This window comes from Nonomuraea purpurea (assembly GCF_042650645.1).
Taxonomy (GTDB): Bacteria; Actinomycetota; Actinomycetes; order Streptosporangiales; family Streptosporangiaceae; genus Nonomuraea; species Nonomuraea purpurea.
Genome location: NZ_JBHSBI010000001.1, coordinates 163,615 through 179,879, shown reverse-complemented (window position 1 = coordinate 179,879; position 16,265 = coordinate 163,615). Strand labels below are relative to the sequence as shown.

The following is a 16,265-nucleotide window of genomic DNA, read 5'->3' as shown; positions in this document are numbered from 1 at the left end:
TCGATGGCTGTCGCTGCCAAGTCTCCCGCGCGCCGCTCGTCGCGCGCCAGCCTGGCCAGGATGTATACAGGGCGCGTGGAACTGGATCGGCTCGATCGTGACATCATCGCGGCGCTCGTCGAAGACGCCCGCCAGACCTACGCGGACATCGGGCACGCGGTGGGGTTGAGCGCGTCGGCGGTCAAGCGGCGCGTCGATCGGTTGCGCGACAGCGGGGCGATCACCGGGTTCAGCGCGCGGGTGGCGCCCCAGGCGCTCGGCTGGACGACCGAGGCGTACGTGGAGCTGTTCTGCCAGGGCAAGACCAAGCCGTCGGACATCGCGCTGGCCGTGACCAAGTACCCCGAGGTCGTGGCGGCGGCCACGATCACCGGCGAGGCGGACGCGCTGCTGCACATCAGGGCCACGGACGTCCGGCATGTGGAGCGGGTGATCGAGCGCATCGCGGCGATGTCGTTCGTGGTGCGGACGAAGAGCTCGATCGTGCTGTCGAGGCTGGTCGACACACCTCCTGGAGCGGCTGTTCCCGATCCGCGCAACGGATCGCAACTTCCCGGCTGATAGTCGCAACAGATCCGCGCGGACACGCAATGCCGACCGCTTGGCCGGTATGAACATGGATTCTTAGGCTGTCCTCGTCCCCCCACAACGGGATTTCCCCAGGTAAACGAGGATGGAGCGCTGCATGCCCAAACACTTCCTGATGTGCCGTCCGGAGTACTTCACGGTCGAATACGCCATCAACCCGTGGATGCACCCTGAGACCGGCGCCGACCGCGATGTGGCGGTCCGGCAGTGGGAAGGGCTGAAGGCGGCGTACGAGGAGCTCGGCCACGAGGTCAGCCTGATCGACCCGATCGAGGGCCTGCCGGACATGGTCTTCGCCGCCAACGGCGCGCTGGTCGTGGACGGGCGCGTCTACGGCGCGCGCTTCGCCTACACCGAGCGCGGCCCGGAGGGCCCCGCCTACCTGCGGTGGTTCACCGAGCGCGGCTATCCCACGCGGCAGCCGCGGCACGTCAACGAGGGCGAGGGCGACTTCCTCACCCTCGACGACGTCATCCTCGCCGGCACGGGCTTCCGCACCGACGTGGTGGCGCACCAGGAGGCGCAGGAGTACCTGGGCCTTCCGGTGATCTCGCTGAAGCTAATCGACCCGCGCTTCTACCACCTCGACACGGCGCTGTTCCCGCTCGACGGCCGCAACGTCGCCTACTACCCGCAGGCCTTCTCGGAGGGCAGCCAGGCCGTGCTGCGCCGGATGTTCCCCGAGGCGGTGCTCGCGAGCGCCGAGGACGCCGAGGTGCTCGGGCTCAACGCGGTCAGCGACGGCACGAACGTGATCATCAACGCCGAGGCGTGGGGGCTGCAGTTGGAGCTCAAGCGACGTGGGTACGAGGTGATCCCGGTCGACCTGTCGGAACTGCGCAAGGCAGGCGGGGGCCCCAAGTGCTGCACGCTGGAGATCAGGGGGGACAAGTGATCATGGCTACCAGTGCAGAGCTGATCGAAGTGAGCGAGCGCCGCAGCGCGCACAACTACCATCCGCTGCCGGTGGTGATCCACGAGGCGCACGGCGCGTGGGTCACGGACGTGGAGGGCAAGCGCTATCTCGACTGCCTCGCCGGCTACTCCTCGCTCAACTTCGGCCACGGCCACCCGAAGATCATCGAGGCCGCGCAGGAGCAGCTCCAACGGCTGACCCTGACCAGCCGGGCGTTCTACCACGACCAGTTCGCGCAGTTCTGCGCCGGGCTGGGCGACCTGACGGGCAAGGACATGATCCTGCCCATGAACACCGGCGCCGAGGCCGTCGAAACCGCCATCAAGGTGGCCCGCAAGTGGGGCTACCAGGTCAAGGGCGTGGAGCCGGACCAGGCCAACATCATCGTCATGGACGGCAACTTCCACGGCCGCACCACCACGATCATCAGCTTCTCCACCGATCCGGAGGCGCGCGAGGACTTCGGCCCTTACACGCCGGGCTTCCGCATCGTGCGCTATGGCTCGATCGAGGCGATCAAGGCGGCGGTCGACGCCAACACGGTCGCGGTGCTGGTGGAGCCGATCCAGGGCGAGGCGGGCGTGCTGGTGCCGGAGGACGGCTACCTGAGCGAGGTGCGGGCGCTCTGCTCGGCCCGGGGCCTGCTGATGATCGCCGACGAGATCCAGTCGGGGCTGGGGCGCACGGGGCACACGTTCGCCTGCGACCACGAGGGGGTCGTGCCCGACGTCTACGTCCTGGGCAAGGCGCTGGGCGGCGGCGTCGTGCCGGTCTCGGCCATCGCCGCGAACCGCGACGTGCTCGGGGTCATCCAGCCGGGACAGCACGGCTCGACGTTCGGCGGGAACCCGCTGGCGTGCGCGGTCGGCAACGCGGTCATCGAGATGCTGAGCACGGGCGAGTTCCAGGCCAGGGCGGCCAAGCTGGGCGAGGTGCTGCACACGCGGCTGCGCGAGCTCGTCGGCAAGGGGATCGTCGAGGTGCGCGGGCGCGGGCTGTGGGCGGGCGTGGACATCGACCCGGAACTCGCCACGGGACGGGAGGTGTCGAAGGCGCTGTTGGCGCGCAGCGTGCTGGTCAAGGACACGCATGGGTCCACGATCCGCCTCGCCCCACCCATCGTCGTCTCCGAGGACGACCTGATCTGGGCGATCGGCCAGCTCGCCGATGCCCTTTACGAACTACACAACCAATAATTCACGGCCTGCCCGGGAGGGCCCACCCACCGCACGTGGCTGGGCCCTGTCCAGGGAAACGCTCCTGCGGTTCACGGGGCCGGGCCGCCGTGACGTGCGCACTCTTGCCCCACCAAGTGGCCAGTTCTTCGGCAGGCGCCACACCTGCATGCCGTCGGGCGCCTCGTCCTCGCTGATCAGCACCTCGCCCTGCCTGACCCGGTAGACGAAGCGCGAGGTGACGGCCTCGCCCGGCGCAAGCTGCTCACGCACGGCGGGAACGTGGCCGTCCAGGTGCCACAGGTCGTAGAAGGGGACGGCCACCGCATAGGTGTCATGGTGCATGCGCGTCAGCGTAGACGGACGGAGCCGATCGGCCGGACCTCGCCGCCGGCGGACTCATACCAGGTCACCTTGTCGGGCAGAGTCAGCGTGGCCACCGCGTTCTGGAACCAGGGCCCGTCGGTGACGCGCCATCTGAACGGTGGGCGCGGCAGGCCCGCCAGCCGCGCCAGCAGGCTGCCGACCAGTGTGGCCAGCCCGAACTGGGTGAACACGTTGGCCCAGCGCAGCAGGCGGCTGAGCGGGTTGCGGATCGGCGAGCAGACGATCTGGTAGACCGGCGCGGGTTTGGCCCTGGCCAGGTAGGAGTAGTGGACGTCGCCGGACAGGATCAGCACCGGCTTGCCGAGCCCGATCAGCAAGCGCCCCAGGTCGTCGAAGGAGCGGCGGAAGGCCGCCCAGTGCTCCAGGTCGATGGCCTGGCGGAGCTTCTCGGACCAGCGCCGCACCAGGCGGCCCCATTTGCCGTCGGCCAGGGCCTCGTTCCAGTTCTGGACGCCGTGGACGCCCTCGGGCAACAGGAACGGGATCGAAGAGCCGATGATCAGCCGGTCGGCGGGGGCGTCGACCTGCTGTTCGAGCCAGGCCCACTCCCCCGGGTCGAGCATGCGGCGCTGGCCGGGTGTGAGCTGCCTGGCGCACCGCGTGTCGATCATGATGAGGCGGGTGCCGCCGTAGTCGCGGGAGTAGCTCCAGCGGTTGCTGCTCGGTTCGGCGTCGGCCTTCTCGGCGAAGGCGTCGAGCGCGGCGCCGCCGTCGCCGTTCATGAGGGTGCGCAGCAGCGGGTCGTCGGCGCGCTCGGCCGGGGACAGGTTGCCGAGGTGCTGATAGATCCAGTACGCCCCCAGCCCCGCGACCACCCGGTGGGGCCACCACGGTGTCCCGGCCATCTGCTCGCGCCAGGGCTGGGAGGTGTTCCAGTCGTCGCGCACGTCGTGGTCGTCGAAGATCATGGCGGTCGGCACGGTGGAGAACAGCCACTGGATCTCGGGGTCGGTCCAGGCCTGGCGGTAGAGCTCGGCGTACTCCTCGAAGTCGGCGATCTCGCCCTGCGGCTCGGTGCTCCTGCGGGAGCGGATGTAGTCGAGCATCTCTGGCGCGGGGTTGTCGGCGTAGACCTGGTCGCCGAGGAGGAGCAGCAGGTCGGGCCACTCCTCGTCGCCGGCCTGGGGCAGGTGGGCGCCGAAGGAGCGCAGGACGTCGTCGCCGTGTGTCAGGACGTGCGCGGCGTCGTGCGGCACGCTGGTGCGGCACGATCCGAACGTCACATTGCGTGGCCCGTCGGGCGGCAGGAGCCTGATGCGGCTCGGCGGGCGACCCGCCAGGGGCCAGACCTGGTCCCCGTCGAGCTTCACCGAGTACGAGGCGATATCCTGGGACAACTCAACGAGATCCACGATCGCGTAGTGGTGACCGTGCACGGTGAAGGTAGGCGACCGGTAAGCCCTGCCGTCCGCCTCGATGGTGACCGTGCAGGGTTCGGCGGTCTCCACCCAGATCGAGGCGCTGACGGAGTCGACGTAACGCAGCATCGGCCCCACCACGAGTGCGGGCATTCGACCCCCTGGTTTCAACGGTTTCTGCACACTCTCGCCCGCAAGCCTGCCAGAGTGGCACGGTCCACAGCATCTCGATCACCGGTTTGGATTTTTTCCAACTGCTAGGCAAGGTCAAACTCCCCACCCTAGGATGATCGCGACAACAACGCTCATATGTGGAAGGCAACGGCGCTTTCCCCACAAATTGGGCGTCATACAGGAGGAATCTCCATGAGCATCATGGTGCCGTCAACGACGCCGGCGCTGATCGCCCCGGGCCGGCAGGCCCTCGACTCCGCACTCCACCAGTTCAACCAGGCGGCCGACCATCTCGGGCTCGACGACGGGCTCCGCACGATGCTGGCCACGCCCCGCCGTTCGCTGACCGTCTCGGTCCCGGTGCGCCGCGAGGACGGGCGCATGGAGGTCGTCCAGGGCTTCCGCGTCCAGCACAACGTCTCGCGCGGGCCCGCCAAGGGCGGGCTGCGTTTTCATCCCGGCACCGACATCCACGAGGTCACCGCCCTCGCCATGTGGATGACCTGGAAGTGCGCGGTGGTGGGCATCCCGTACGGCGGCGCCAAGGGCGGCGTGGCCGTGGACCCGAGCGGGCTGACCGCCCGCGAGCTCGAGCGGCTCACCCGCCGCTACGTCAATGAGATCCTGCCGCTGATCGGCCCGGAGAAGGACATCCCGGCGCCCGACGTCGGCACCGACGAGCAGACCATGGCCTGGATCATGGACACCTACAGCGTCAGCGCCGGCTACCCGGTGCCCGGCGTGGTCACCGGCAAGCCCATGACGCTGGGCGGCTCGCTCGGCCGCGCCGGCGCGACCTCGCGAGGGGTGCAGATCGCCACGCTCGCCGCGCTCGGCCGCTCGCCCGAGGGCGTCACCGTGGCCGTGCAGGGGTTCGGCAAGGTGGGCGCGCCGGCCGCGCTCTACCTGGCCGAGGCCGGCTGCGAGGTGGTGGCCGTCTCCGACGTCACCGGCGCCGTCCACGCCGCGGGCGGCCTCGACATCCGGGCCCTGCGCGACTGGGTCGCCGAGTCGGGCGGCGTGCGCGGCTTCCCGCAGGCCGACGCGCTGGCTCACGACGAGCTGTTCGAACTCGACGTGGACGTCCTGGTGCCGGCGGCGCTGGAGGGCGCGATCACCGAGGCCAACGCGCCCCGGGTCCGCGCCCGCCTGGTCGTGGAGGGCGCCAACGGGCCCACCACGCCGCAGGCCGACGAGATCCTGGCCGCGAACGGCACCACGGTGCTGCCCGACATCCTCGCCAACGCCGGCGGGGTGATCGTGTCGTACCTGGAGTGGGTGCAGAACATGCAGGCCTGGTCGTGGAGCGGCGGCGAGGTCGAGCACAAGCTGCGCGACCTCATGCTGGAGGCGTTCGCCACGGTGAAGGCGGTGGCCGCCGAGCGCGAGCTCACGCTCAGGCAGGCGGCCCACGTCATCGGCGTGGGCCGGGTGGCCGAGGCGCACCAGACGCGCGGCCTGTTCCCGTGACAGGTTGGGCCCGTCCTCACTGAGGGCGGGCCCAAGTCGCTCGGGTTTGTGCTCATCCCAGGAGTGAAACCTTTTCACTCGAATGCTTTGGCTCTAATCTGCGAATCGCCCCCCACGCAGCTAGGAGCCGTGCATGAGCACAATCGAGCAGTTCGGTTACCGCCAGGAGCTCCAGCGTTCCTTAGGCTTCGCCGATCTGATGATCTATGGCTTGATCTTCATGGTGCCGATCGCACCGTTCGGCATCTTCGGCAATGTTTTCAGCGTCTCTCACGGGATGGTCGCGCTCGCGTACGTCGTCGGCCTGGTCGCGATGGCGTTCACCGCGCTGTCGTACGCGCAGATGGCCCGCGCCTTCCCCATGGCCGGCTCGGTCTACACCTACGCCGGCCGAGGCATCGGCGCCCCCGTCGGGTTCATGGCGGGATGGTCGATCCTGCTCGACTACATCCTGGTGCCGTCGCTGCTCTACCTGGTGGCCGGCGTGGCGATGAACTCGTTCGTGCCCGCGATCCCCGTCTGGGCCTGGCTGATCGCGTTCGTCGCGCTCAACACCGTCGTCAACTACCTGGGCATCCAGATGACGGCCAGGATCACCAGGATCATGCTGGTGGCCGAGCTGGCCGTCCTGGCCGTCTTCCTGGTCGTCGGCGCCGTCGCGCTGGCCCAGGGCAAGGCGCAGACCGGCGCGCTCACCCCGATCTTCGACTCCTCCGGGTTCACCTGGAGTGTGGTGTTCGCGGCGGCGTCGGTGGCCGTGCTGTCCTTCCTCGGCTTCGACGGCATCTCCACGCTGGCCGAGGAGAACCGCGAGGACGCCCGCAGGCTCGGCCGCTCGATGCTGGCCGCGCTCGGGCTGGCCGCGGTGCTGTTCGTCGTGCAGACGTGGGTCGCCGCGCTGCTCACGCCGGGCCGCGACGAACTCATCGCGGGCGGCGACCCGAGCGGCAACGCCTTCTACGCCACCGCCGAGTTCGCCGGCGGGCACTGGCTGTCGGTGCTGACCGCCGTGGCCACCGCCGTCGCCTGGGGGTTCGCCAACTCGCTGGTCGCGCAGGCGGCCACCTCGCGGCTGCTGTTCGCGATGGCCCGAGACCGGCAGCTCCCCTCGTTCCTGGCCAAGGTCGACCCCAGGCACAAGGTTCCCGTGAACGCGACCCTGGCCGTGGCGGCCGTCTCGCTGATCCTCGGCGTCTTCATGAGCGGCAGGGCGAACGGCGTCGGCGAGCTGGCCTCGCTGGTGAACTTCGGGGCCATGACGGCGTTCCTGCTGCTGCACGTCGCCGTGGTCGTCCACTACGTCGTCCGGCGGCGCAGCACCAACTGGTGGGCGCACCTGGTGGCGCCCGTGATCGGCTTCGCCGTGCTGGTGGCCGTCGTGGTGAACCAGAACGTCGCCGCCCAGTGGGTCGGCGGTCTCTGGCTGCTCGTCGGCCTGCTCCTGCTCGGCGGCTCGTACCTGTTCGGCCGCAAGCCCGTACTTCCCACGGAGGTCAAGTGAACGTCGTCTCCTACCGTCCCACGCCCGAGGAGCTGAGCTACACCTTCGGCGGGCGTCCGCCCGTGGGCAAGGTGCGGCCCGGCACGATCATGGAGTTGTACACCGAGGACTGCTTCGGCGGCCGGGTCAGGAGCGTGGACGACCTGCCGTCGCGGGTGTGCGAGTTCCCCTACCTCAACCCCGTGACGGGCCCCTTCCACGTCGAGGGCGCCGAACCCGGCGACACGCTGGCCCTGCACTTCGTCAAGATCACGCCGGCCAGGGACTGGGCAGTGTCCACGACGTTCCCCCACTTCGGCGCGCTGACCAGCACCGGCACCACGGCCACGCTGCAGCCGCCGCTGGAGGAGCGGGTCTGGCGCTACGACATCGACCTGGACCGGGGCGTGGCCGTCTACCACGCCCGTAACAGCGACTTCAGCGTGGCCCTGCCGCTCGACCCCATGCACGGCACGGTCGGCGTCGCCCCCGGCGCGAACGAGGCCCGCATGAGCATCACGCCCGACGCGCACGGCGGCAACATGGACACCCCGGAGCTGCGCGCCGGCGTCACCGTCTACCTGGGCGTCAACGTCGAAGGCGGGATGTTCTCGATCGGCGACGGGCACGGGCGGCAGGGCCACGGCGAGGTCTGCGGCACCGCCGTGGAGTCGGCCATGAACACCGTGGTCGCCGTGGAGCTGATCAAGGGCGTGGCGACGCCGTGGCCTCGGCTGGAGGACGACCTGCACCTGATGTCGACGGGGTCGGCCAGGCCGCTGGAGGATGCGTACCGGATCAGCCAGCACGACCTGGTCACCTGGACGTCGGGGCTGACCGGGCTCGACACCCTGGACGCCTACCAGCTCGTCAGCCAGGCCGGGCAGGCGCCGGTCGGGAACGTGTGCGACACCAACTACACAATGGTCGCCAAGATCCCGAAGACGTACCTGGGGCGGACCGAAGTGTACGAGTCGGCGCACACCCGGCTGCGCGCGATGGGTTCCCGCTACACAAGTTGAGCAAACACGGATGTCGCAGGTCAGGACACTGATCATCTTCGTTCTATGGTGTGAGGGTGCTCAGGTTGGTGCTGTCTCTGGCCCTGCTCGATCCACTCGCCGTGTCCGAGGTGTCGCAACGCAACGTCCCCGTCACCCGGGTGCTGACCCCTGACGGCGATCGCATGGGCTACGCGCCGGTGCCGCGCCCCTTCACGGGGGCGCGGCGGCTGAGCGGGCTGCTGCTCGGGCACGATCCCGTCTCGCGCAGCGACGTGGTGTGCGCAGGCACCGTGATCGGCTCGCGCAGCCGCAGCCTGGTGCTGACGGCCGCGCACTGCCTCTACCACGAGGGACGGCCGCTCAAGAGCCTCGCCTTCCTGCCGGGCTACGACCAGCGGCGGCCGCCCTTGGGGGTGTGGCCGGTCGTGCGCACGTGGGTGCCGGAGAAGTGGCGCAGCAGGCCGTACTCTCCTGATCTGGTTCCGTACGACGTGGGCCTGGTCGGGGTCGTCCGCCGCAAGCGCCCGCTCGAAGCCGTCACCGGGCGGGGGCTGTCGCCGCTGACCACCACCCGGGGCACGAAGCTGCGCGGGCTCGAACTGCTGGGGTATCCGGCAGGCAAGGGCTATCCGGGGACGACGCTGTACCGCTGCGTCGGCGACGCGGCCGAAGCGCTCTCCGAGGGGCCCGGCCTGATGGTCACCCACAACTGCCACGCCACGGCGGGAGGCAGCGGGGGGCCCGCGCTGTACGGGGGGTCGGTGGCGGGCGTGGTGTCGTCGTCCAGCCCGCTGAGGGACGCCCAGGGGTACACGGTGCTCACCCGGCTCAGCGCGACCTTCGACCGGATGCTCGCCAAGGCCGACCGCTCCATGCGGCTCATCCCGGCCAGTTGACCCCCGCCCGTCAGGCGGTGGCGTGACTCCGCAGCTCCACCACGTCGTCCTCGTCTTCTCCGGTGATTGCGTACACCTGTAGCGGGATTGCCAGCAGGATCTCGATGAACGCGTCCCAGTGATCAGCGTCAAGCTGCTGCTGAGCGGCGATCACAGCGTCCAGGAGTGAGTCGATCTCGTCTCCGAAGTGAACCCTGAGATGGCCTTCCTGATCCTGAGTCAGCAGCCCCAGGCACACCCAGTCATCCGCCGCCGAGTAGAAGAACTCCAGGTTTGCCCGCGTGTTGTCGAAGGCGAAGTCCGGCCAGTCGAATCTTTCCGCCGCCGGCTCGCGAACCCACCCCTTCTCCTTGAGGCGCTCCGTGATCCGCTGCTGCGTCCGGTCTTCCTGGTCACCCATTATCAGCTTCCTCCTGCTGCGTCTTCCAGGGCCTGGGCGGGTCGAAGGCGGCCTGGCCGGCAGGCGGCTGCTCCGCGAGGTCGCCCAGGCCGATCATGGCTGCTTTCACGCGTCGAGCGTGGCCTTCAGCGCCTCCTCGATCGGGGTGGGCGCGACGCCGAACGTCTTCTGGAAGGCCGAGGAGTCGAGCACGAACGGCTCGGTGAACTGGTAGCGGACGTGCTTGAGCTCGCCGAGCATGGGCACGAACAGCCCCGCGGCCCGCACCAGCGGCCAGGGCAGTTGCGCCATGCGGGGCGCGGGCAGGCCGAGCAGCTTCGCCATCCGCTCGCCGAACTGGCGAAAGCTCAGCGGCTCCGCGCTGGGCACGTGCCACGGACGGCCCCAGGCCCGCTCGTCGCCACCGGCCACGATGAGCGCGTCGGCCACGTCGGGCAGGTACGTCCAGGTGTGCGGCTGGTCGAGGGGGTAGGGGACCTGGATGGTCTTGCCCGCCCGAAGCGGCACGAGGAACCGGTCGCCCAGGTACGACTGGTCACTGGCGCCGGGCCCGAAGTAGTCGGAGCCGCGTACCTCGGTGGCCCTGATCCGGCCCGCCTGGTGCGCTGCCAGCGCGTCGTTCCACATCTTCGCCCGCACCTCGAACTTGGGGTTGGCGGAGGCGAGCGGCAGGTCCTCGGCCATCGGCCCCGAGACGGGTCCGTACGGGTAGAGGTTGCCGACCATCACGTACACGGCGCCGCTCGACTCGGCGGCGGCCAGGAAGGACTCGGCCATCGGCGGCCAGTCGGTGAGCCAGCGGTGGTACTGGGGGTTGACGCAGTTGTAGAGGACGTCGGCCCCCTCGGTGACCTCCGCCAGCCGGGCCTTGTCGGATACGTCGGCGGCCACCTTGATCGTTCCCTCGGGGCCACCGCCCGAGCGGGTCACCACGGTGACCTCGTGCCCCTGCGCGAGGAGCTTGGTGGCCAGGTGCGCGCCGACCTGACCGGAACCGACGATGACGTGCTTGCCCATGATCAGACCTGCTTCCAGATAATGCGGAGGACCGCGTTGACGGCGAAAACTGCGAAGAACACAACGGCTGGGGTGATCAGCCCGGAAGCGTACAGGGCCAGGGCCCCGCCGCCGAACATGTTCACTGTTCACTTACGAGAGCAATGCTCTCCCAAGAGAGCGATAGTCGTCAAGAGCAGTGCTCTCGTTTTTTGGCACCGCTCTGATAGCCTGCTGACCATGACTGCCAGCCGAACCGCAAGAGAACGCGTCCGGGCCGAGCTCACCAGGGAGATCACCGACATCGCGCGCCGCCAGCTCGCGACCGAGGGGGCGGGCGGCCTGTCACTGCGGGCCGTCGCACGCGAGATGGGCATGGTCTCCTCCGCCATCTACCGCTACTTCCCGAGCCGCGACGACCTGCTGACCGCGCTGATCATCGACGGCTACAACGCCATCGGCGCGGCCGTGGAACAGGCCGACGCCGGCTGCCCAAAGGACGACTTCCTTTTGCGCTGGCTGACGGCCGGCCACGCGGTGCGCGAGTGGGCGGTGGCGCACCCCCACGAGTACGCGCTGCTCTACGGCTCCCCCGTGCCCGGCTACCAGGCCCCGCAGGACACGATCGCGGCCAGAGTACGCGACGTCATGGTGCTCGGCCGGATCGTCTCCGACGCCTGGCGGGCGGGTGCCGTGCGACCACCCTCGGCTGAGCCCCCGCCGGAGCTGGCGGCGGAGGCGACCGACTTCCGTGAGCTCATGCCCGGCGTGCCCGACAACGTGATCTGGCGCGCGATCTCGGCGTGGACCGCGCTGTACGGGTGGGTCAACTTCGAGGTGTTCGGCCAGTTCAACAACACGATCGAGAACCGCAGGACGGCCTTCGACCACTCGATGCGGCTGATGGCGGCAACCATCGGACTTGCTCAGTAGAACTTACTAAGTTTTACTGAATACATGGCACGTAGGACTCAGGAGCTCGGCCGCTTCACAGACGTGGCGCTGCTGGTGCTCATCAGCCTGGCTGAGGGACAGAAACACGGCTATCGGATGATCGGCGACATCGAAGAGTTCTCGGGTACGTCCCTGGAGCCGGGCACACTGTACGGAGCGTTGATGAGGCTGGAAGAACGCGGCTGGATCGAGCCGGTCGAGACGTCCGAGCGACGCAAGCCGTACCGGATCACCGAGGCGGGGCGCGGGGCGCTGGGCGAGCAGCTCGCCACCCTGCGTCGCATCGAACAGGCCGGCGCCCGCCGGGCGGGGATCGCCTGGGGGCTCTCATGAAACGGTTTCTCGCCGATCTGGCGCTCAGCCTCTACCCGAAGGCGTGGCGGCAGCGGTACGCCGAGGAGGTCGACGACCTGCTCGCGTCCAGACCCGTCCGCATGCGCACGGTGGTCGACCTGGTCCGCGGGGCGGCCGACGCCTGGCTCCACCTGCGGCGCGTCCCGGGGTCAGGCCCCGTGCGGATCCCGCTCGCGGCCGTCCTGACCGTCGCGGGCGCCGCCCTGTTGCTGCTGTGGAACCCCGGCGTGCGGGACGTGGCCAGCCTGCACGGCGTGTGGGCCGAAGCCGCGAGCGTGGGACTGGCCGCCGACATGCGGGGCATGGCGCAGACCTTTTTCACCATGGCGAGCATCCAAGGGGTGCTGTCCGTGGCGCCGCTGCTGCGCACCTGCCTCACCGCATCGCGCCACTCCGTGCACGGGCCGGCCGTACGGCTGGCGACGCGGCGGGTGGTCGTGACGGCCCTGTTCCTGGCCATCCCCGTGGGGTTGGTCGGGGCGATCTTCGTCGGCCACGTCTTCTTCGACTGGGGCTATCCCGTCGGGCCGCTGGGGACCGCGATGGTCGGCGGCTTCTTCGTGCCGCTCCTCATGGCACTCGTACTGCCGCTGCCCATGATGGCCGCCGAGGTACCCGCGCTGGGCTACGACACGCGCGGCACCGGGACGGCCCTCGCGGTGGCGGCCATCTGCCACGCGCTCGCCTGGATGTGCGTCGCGGCCGTGCTGGTGATGGGCGCAGAGAAGGCGTCGTGGTCGTTCGTGGGGATGGTGACGGCGAGCGCGCTGCTGAGCGTCTGGATGTCCGCGCTGGTGGCCAGGAGCGTGCTCAAACGGAGCAGGACCATGCTCAGCGAGCTCAACCTCGCGTGAAAGCGCGCTCAACCTAGGGGGGCCGGCGCCGTGACATCCATGGCGTCACCCCTTCAACCCTCCGCTGAGCAGGTCGAGACGCCAGAAGCGCTGCAGGAACAGCAGCAGGGCGATGAGGGGGAGCACCGACACGGCGGCGCCCACGATGGCGATGCCGTACAGAGCGGGCTGGCCCGAGCCCTTGCTGAGCAGGGTGTACAGGCCCACGGTGATCGGGAACTTGGTCTCGTCCGACAGCATGATGTACGGCAGCAGGAAGTTGTTCCAGGTCCCGACGAACTGCAGCAGGAAGATCGTCACCATGCCGGGGACCATCATGGGCAACCCGATCGAGCCGAAGATGCGATACTCGCTCGCCCCGTCGATCCTGGCCGCCTCCATCGTCGCATCCGGGACGGACGCCATCGCGTACACCCTTGCCAGGTAGATGCCGAACGGCGAGATGAGGCCCGGCAGCAGGACGGACCAGTAGCCGCCTACCAGGTCGATCTCAGACATGATCAGGTACTGCGGGATGGCCAGCGTCATGCCGGGCACCAGGACGCCAGCCAGGATGGCGTAGAACAGGATGTCGCGGCCGCGGAAGTCGTACTTGGCCATGGCGTACCCGGCCAGCGTCGAGATCAGGGTCGAGACCGCGGAGCCGGCGCCCGCGTACAGGACGCTGTTGGCCGTCCATCGCAGGTAGAGGCCGTCCCCGTAGGCGAACAGGTCGCGCAGGTTGTCCAGCAGGCCCGTTCCCGGGGCGAAGGTGAACGTCGAGAACAGTTCGCCGTTCGACTTGGTCGAGGCCACGAGCACCCAGGCGACGGGCACCAGGCAGTAGATCGCGCCGATGAGCAGGACGAGGGTGGGCAGGATCTTGGCGCGGCGGTGCGGGAGCACCTGGCCGGTAGCGGTCACCGCATGCCTCCGAACGCGCGCTTCTGGGTGACCTTCAGGAGCACGACCGAGACCACGAGGGTGCCCGCTGCCAGCAGGACGGAGGCGGCCGAGGCCAGCGGCAGGTCGTCCCGGAGGAAGGCGTCGCGATAGATCTGCATCAGGGGCACCCAACTCTGGGAGATCTCCGTGGTCATCGGTTTCACGGTGGTCGGCTCGCCGTACACCTGCAGGGTTCCGATCAGCGCGAACAGTCCGGTGAGCACGAGCGCGGGCGCCACCAGCGGGATCTTGATCCGCCGGACGATCTGCCATTCGGAGGCTCCGTCGATGCGCGCCGCGTCGTAGAGCTCCGACGGGATGCCGCGCAGCGACGTGTAGATAATGATCATGTTGAAGCCGACGCCGCCCCACACCGCGATGTTGGCCAGCGACGGGTAGACGCCGCCCGCTCCCAGAAACGGGATCTCACCCAGCCCCAGCTCCCGGGTGAGATAGCTGAACGGGCTGGTCGAGGGCAGATACATGAAGCCCCACAGCAGTGAGGCGGTCACGCCAGGAACGGCGTACGGGATGAAGATCGCCGTACGCGAGAACCTCTTGGCCCGCACACCGGCGTGGTCGAGGAGCAGCGCGAACAGCAGCGCCAGCCCGAGCGTGAGCGGCACGCTGATCAGGCCGTAGAGGGCGAGCCTGCCGAAGCCGGCGAAGAACTCGGGGTCCGTGAACGTCCTGACATAATTGTCGAGCCCGACGAAGACCTCCTCGCGCGTGCCGAAGATGCCCTTGCCGCTCAGCCGCAGGCCACGCGCGCTCAGGTAGATCGCGTAGCCGATGGGGATGGCCAGAAAGGCCAGGAAGAGGAGCACCGCGGGCGCGACGAAGACGTACGGCGCCCGGGATCTCCGCCTGGTCACGGTACTCATGGGCCCGCGACCTTGAAGCCGGTGGCCTTCATGTCCGCCACCACCTGGGTGTGCGTCTTCGTCAGCGCGTCCCTCAGCGGGGTGCGCTCACGGATCGCGGCGGAGACGGCGTCCTCGTACGCGCTCTTGGCGGCGCTGACGTTCGGGCCCCAGCTGATGTGCGGGATCGTGCGCTGGGCCGCCTTCGTGGCGATGTCCCAGTAGTCCTTCTGGTTCGCCGTCAGCTTGGGCGGCGAACTGCTGCTCGCGGCCTGCTGACCGGCCAGCGACGCCGGGTACTCGCCCGGCCCGATCTGGAGGTCGTAGGCCGTCTTGTTGGTGTTCATCCACTTGGCGAACGTGGCTGCGGCCTCGGCGTGCTTGGAGGTCTTGGTGACGGTCAACGCGGAGCCGCCCTGGAAGGCCACCCGGTCGTCACCCTCCTTCCACTGCGGGAGCGGCGCGATGGCCCAGTCGCCCGCCTGCTTCTCCGCGATTCCGTACAGCACACCCGGCGCCCACAGGGCGCTCGGCCAGGTGAGGATCTTGCCCTTGTTCAACTGGTTGTTCCACTCGGGGGTGAGCAGGGGCTCGGCCTTGACGAGGTCCTTGTCGATGAGCCCCAGCCAGAAGTCGGCCACCTGAAGGGAGGTCTGGTCGGCGATGCCGACCGTCCACGTCTGGTCCTGGATCTTCCACCAGGAGGCGCCGGCCTGCTGGGCCAGCCCGGCGAAGTTGCCGAACTCCGACGGCGCGAAGGTCGCGAGGTAGGCTTCCGGGTCCTTCTTGCGAACGTCCGCCGCGACCTTCGCGAAGTCCTGCCAGGTGGCCGGCGGCTCGATCTTCAACTCCTGGAAACGTTTCTTGTTGTAGACCAGGACCATCGGGCCGACGTCCTGCGGCACTCCGTAAACGGCGCCGTCGAAACTGGTCAGGTCCCACACTTCTGGGCTGAAAGCGTCCTTGACGTCGCCGGTGTAAGCGGAGATGTCGGCCAGCGCCCCGGCCACGATCATGGAAGGCAGGGTGTCGTATTCCATGCAGGCGGCGTCGGGGCCGTTGCCTGCCCGGTTGGCCGTGAGCAGCTTGGCCGCGGTGTCCGTGCCACCTCCCACGTCGGTGTGCTTGACCTGGATGTTCGGGTGGGCCTTGGTGAACGCCTCGACCTTGGCCTTCTGGGACGTGCCCCAGCACCAGAACTCCAGCGTGACGGGCGCGGCGTTCGCCGCCTGCGTGCCGGTGCTCCCGGGCGCGCCCGACGAGCAGGCCGCCAGGACGGCGGCCGCGCCGAGCGCCGCGATGGTGCCGCCAAGCCTCGTGATACGCATCCGTACCTCCTCCATGCGAAGCGATCTGGCTTCGCAACAGAGCCAAACTAGAGACAAAATGAGAGCTATGTCACTACCTATCTGCATTTTTCGGGGATTCTGAGGAGAAATGCGGCATAGTAGTTTCGCGACGAAGTCAACCGG

17 protein-coding genes are annotated in these 16,265 nt (G+C 68.9%); 10 read left to right on the top strand and 7 right to left on the bottom strand.

What is annotated here, in order from left to right; all coding sequences use genetic code 11:
• Positions 1-75 precede the first annotated feature (75 nt).
• The 3 genes from ACFOY2_RS00855 (at position 76) to rocD (ending at position 2,700) form a co-directional block, all read left to right on the top strand.
• Positions 76-561, top strand: coding sequence for an Lrp/AsnC family transcriptional regulator (locus tag ACFOY2_RS00855; protein ID WP_357811341.1), 486 nt, complete (start codon positions 76-78; stop codon positions 559-561).
• Positions 562-685: 124 nt separating this feature from the next.
• Positions 686-1,483, top strand: a complete 798-nt coding sequence (gene ddaH / locus ACFOY2_RS00850; RefSeq protein WP_379525928.1) for a dimethylargininase — start codon at positions 686-688, stop codon at positions 1,481-1,483.
• Between the two features lie 2 nt (positions 1,484-1,485).
• Entirely contained in the window at positions 1,486-2,700 is a 1,215-nt protein-coding gene (rocD, locus tag ACFOY2_RS00845) for an ornithine--oxo-acid transaminase (protein ID WP_379525927.1), read from the top strand.
• Here the strand turns inward: rocD and ACFOY2_RS00840 are convergent.
• Entirely contained in the window at positions 2,686-3,024 is a 339-nt protein-coding gene (locus ACFOY2_RS00840) for a hypothetical protein (protein WP_379525926.1), read from the bottom strand. The genes rocD and ACFOY2_RS00840 overlap by 15 nt on opposite strands.
• Positions 3,025-3,029: 5 nt before the next feature.
• A complete protein-coding gene (locus tag ACFOY2_RS00835; protein WP_379525925.1) occupies positions 3,030-4,577 on the bottom strand; it encodes an alkaline phosphatase D family protein in 1,548 nt (515 codons plus the stop codon).
• Positions 4,578-4,790: 213 nt separating this feature from the next.
• On the opposite strand from ACFOY2_RS00835, the gene ACFOY2_RS00830 reads away from it, so the two are divergent.
• The 4 genes from ACFOY2_RS00830 (at position 4,791) to ACFOY2_RS00815 (ending at position 9,448) form a co-directional block, all read left to right on the top strand.
• On the top strand, positions 4,791-6,068 hold the full coding sequence (locus ACFOY2_RS00830; protein WP_379525924.1) for a Glu/Leu/Phe/Val family dehydrogenase: 1,278 nt from the start codon (positions 4,791-4,793) through the stop codon (positions 6,066-6,068).
• A 133-nt stretch (positions 6,069-6,201) separates the two neighbouring features.
• A complete protein-coding gene (locus ACFOY2_RS00825; RefSeq protein WP_379525923.1) occupies positions 6,202-7,569 on the top strand; it encodes an APC family permease in 1,368 nt (455 codons plus the stop codon).
• On the top strand, positions 7,566-8,570 hold the full coding sequence (locus ACFOY2_RS00820) for an acetamidase/formamidase family protein (protein WP_379525922.1): 1,005 nt from the start codon (positions 7,566-7,568) through the stop codon (positions 8,568-8,570). Before ACFOY2_RS00825 ends, ACFOY2_RS00820 begins: the two co-directional genes overlap by 4 nt.
• A 56-nt stretch (positions 8,571-8,626) precedes the next feature.
• Positions 8,627-9,448 (top strand): trypsin-like serine peptidase, encoded by an 822-nt coding sequence (locus ACFOY2_RS00815; protein WP_379525921.1) that lies wholly within the window; start codon positions 8,627-8,629, stop codon positions 9,446-9,448.
• 10 nt (positions 9,449-9,458) lie between these two features.
• On the opposite strand, the gene ACFOY2_RS00810 is transcribed toward ACFOY2_RS00815, so the two are convergent.
• Together ACFOY2_RS00810 and ACFOY2_RS00805 are read right to left on the bottom strand one after the other, a co-directional pair.
• On the bottom strand, positions 9,459-9,848 hold the full coding sequence (locus tag ACFOY2_RS00810; RefSeq protein WP_379525920.1) for a hypothetical protein: 390 nt from the start codon (positions 9,846-9,848) through the stop codon (positions 9,459-9,461).
• A 105-nt stretch (positions 9,849-9,953) separates the two neighbouring features.
• Positions 9,954-10,865, bottom strand: coding sequence for an NAD-dependent epimerase/dehydratase family protein (locus ACFOY2_RS00805; protein WP_379525919.1), 912 nt, complete (start codon positions 10,863-10,865; stop codon positions 9,954-9,956).
• A 219-nt stretch (positions 10,866-11,084) separates the two neighbouring features.
• Here ACFOY2_RS00805 and ACFOY2_RS00800 point away from each other — a divergent pair, with 219 nt between their 5' ends.
• Genes ACFOY2_RS00800 through ACFOY2_RS00790 form a run of 3 tightly spaced genes read left to right on the top strand, consistent with a single transcriptional unit; the run spans position 11,085 to position 13,006 of the window.
• Positions 11,085-11,777 (top strand): TetR/AcrR family transcriptional regulator, encoded by a 693-nt coding sequence (locus ACFOY2_RS00800; RefSeq protein ID WP_379525918.1) that lies wholly within the window; start codon positions 11,085-11,087, stop codon positions 11,775-11,777.
• Between the two features lie 24 nt (positions 11,778-11,801).
• Positions 11,802-12,131, top strand: a complete 330-nt coding sequence (locus ACFOY2_RS00795) for a PadR family transcriptional regulator (protein WP_379525917.1) — start codon at positions 11,802-11,804, stop codon at positions 12,129-12,131.
• Positions 12,128-13,006, top strand: coding sequence for a hypothetical protein (locus ACFOY2_RS00790; RefSeq protein WP_379525916.1), 879 nt, complete (start codon positions 12,128-12,130; stop codon positions 13,004-13,006). The genes ACFOY2_RS00795 and ACFOY2_RS00790 overlap by 4 nt, the downstream gene beginning before the upstream one ends.
• Positions 13,007-13,051: 45 nt before the next feature.
• On the opposite strand, the gene ACFOY2_RS00785 is transcribed toward ACFOY2_RS00790, so the two are convergent.
• From ACFOY2_RS00785 to ACFOY2_RS00775, 3 genes are read right to left on the bottom strand one after another with little or no spacing between them, the layout of a single operon-like run.
• Complete coding sequence (locus ACFOY2_RS00785; protein WP_379525915.1) at positions 13,052-13,909, bottom strand: carbohydrate ABC transporter permease; 858 nt, start codon at positions 13,907-13,909, stop codon at positions 13,052-13,054.
• Positions 13,906-14,814: a carbohydrate ABC transporter permease gene (locus ACFOY2_RS00780; protein WP_379525914.1), complete on the bottom strand. Its 909-nt coding sequence runs from the start codon at positions 14,812-14,814 to the stop codon at positions 13,906-13,908. The genes ACFOY2_RS00785 and ACFOY2_RS00780 overlap by 4 nt, the downstream gene beginning before the upstream one ends.
• A complete protein-coding gene (locus ACFOY2_RS00775; protein WP_379525913.1) occupies positions 14,811-16,121 on the bottom strand; it encodes an ABC transporter substrate-binding protein in 1,311 nt (436 codons plus the stop codon). The genes ACFOY2_RS00780 and ACFOY2_RS00775 overlap by 4 nt, the downstream gene beginning before the upstream one ends.
• Positions 16,122-16,265 lie beyond the last annotated feature (144 nt).

What these genes read in the sequence shown, in the direction of transcription:
- ACFOY2_RS00780 (WP_379525914.1), bottom strand. Translation starts at nt 14,814, where the DNA reads ATGAGTACCGTGACCAGGCGGAGATCCCGGGCGCCGTACGTCTTCGTC.
- ACFOY2_RS00795 (WP_379525917.1), top strand. Translation starts at nt 11,802, where the DNA reads ATGGCACGTAGGACTCAGGAGCTCGGCCGCTTCACAGACGTGGCGCTG.
- ACFOY2_RS00825 (WP_379525923.1), top strand. Translation starts at nt 6,202, where the DNA reads ATGAGCACAATCGAGCAGTTCGGTTACCGCCAGGAGCTCCAGCGTTCC.
- ACFOY2_RS00805 (WP_379525919.1), bottom strand. Translation starts at nt 10,865, where the DNA reads ATGGGCAAGCACGTCATCGTCGGTTCCGGTCAGGTCGGCGCGCACCTG.
- ACFOY2_RS00790 (WP_379525916.1), top strand. Translation starts at nt 12,128, where the DNA reads ATGAAACGGTTTCTCGCCGATCTGGCGCTCAGCCTCTACCCGAAGGCG.
- ACFOY2_RS00810 (WP_379525920.1), bottom strand. Translation starts at nt 9,848, where the DNA reads ATGGGTGACCAGGAAGACCGGACGCAGCAGCGGATCACGGAGCGCCTC.
- rocD (WP_379525927.1), top strand. Translation starts at nt 1,486, where the DNA reads ATGGCTACCAGTGCAGAGCTGATCGAAGTGAGCGAGCGCCGCAGCGCG.
- ACFOY2_RS00800 (WP_379525918.1), top strand. Translation starts at nt 11,085, where the DNA reads ATGACTGCCAGCCGAACCGCAAGAGAACGCGTCCGGGCCGAGCTCACC.
- ACFOY2_RS00840 (WP_379525926.1), bottom strand. Translation starts at nt 3,024, where the DNA reads ATGCACCATGACACCTATGCGGTGGCCGTCCCCTTCTACGACCTGTGG.
- ACFOY2_RS00835 (WP_379525925.1), bottom strand. Translation starts at nt 4,577, where the DNA reads ATGCCCGCACTCGTGGTGGGGCCGATGCTGCGTTACGTCGACTCCGTC.
- ACFOY2_RS00775 (WP_379525913.1), bottom strand. Translation starts at nt 16,121, where the DNA reads ATGCGTATCACGAGGCTTGGCGGCACCATCGCGGCGCTCGGCGCGGCC.
- ddaH (WP_379525928.1), top strand. Translation starts at nt 686, where the DNA reads ATGCCCAAACACTTCCTGATGTGCCGTCCGGAGTACTTCACGGTCGAA.
- ACFOY2_RS00830 (WP_379525924.1), top strand. Translation starts at nt 4,791, where the DNA reads ATGAGCATCATGGTGCCGTCAACGACGCCGGCGCTGATCGCCCCGGGC.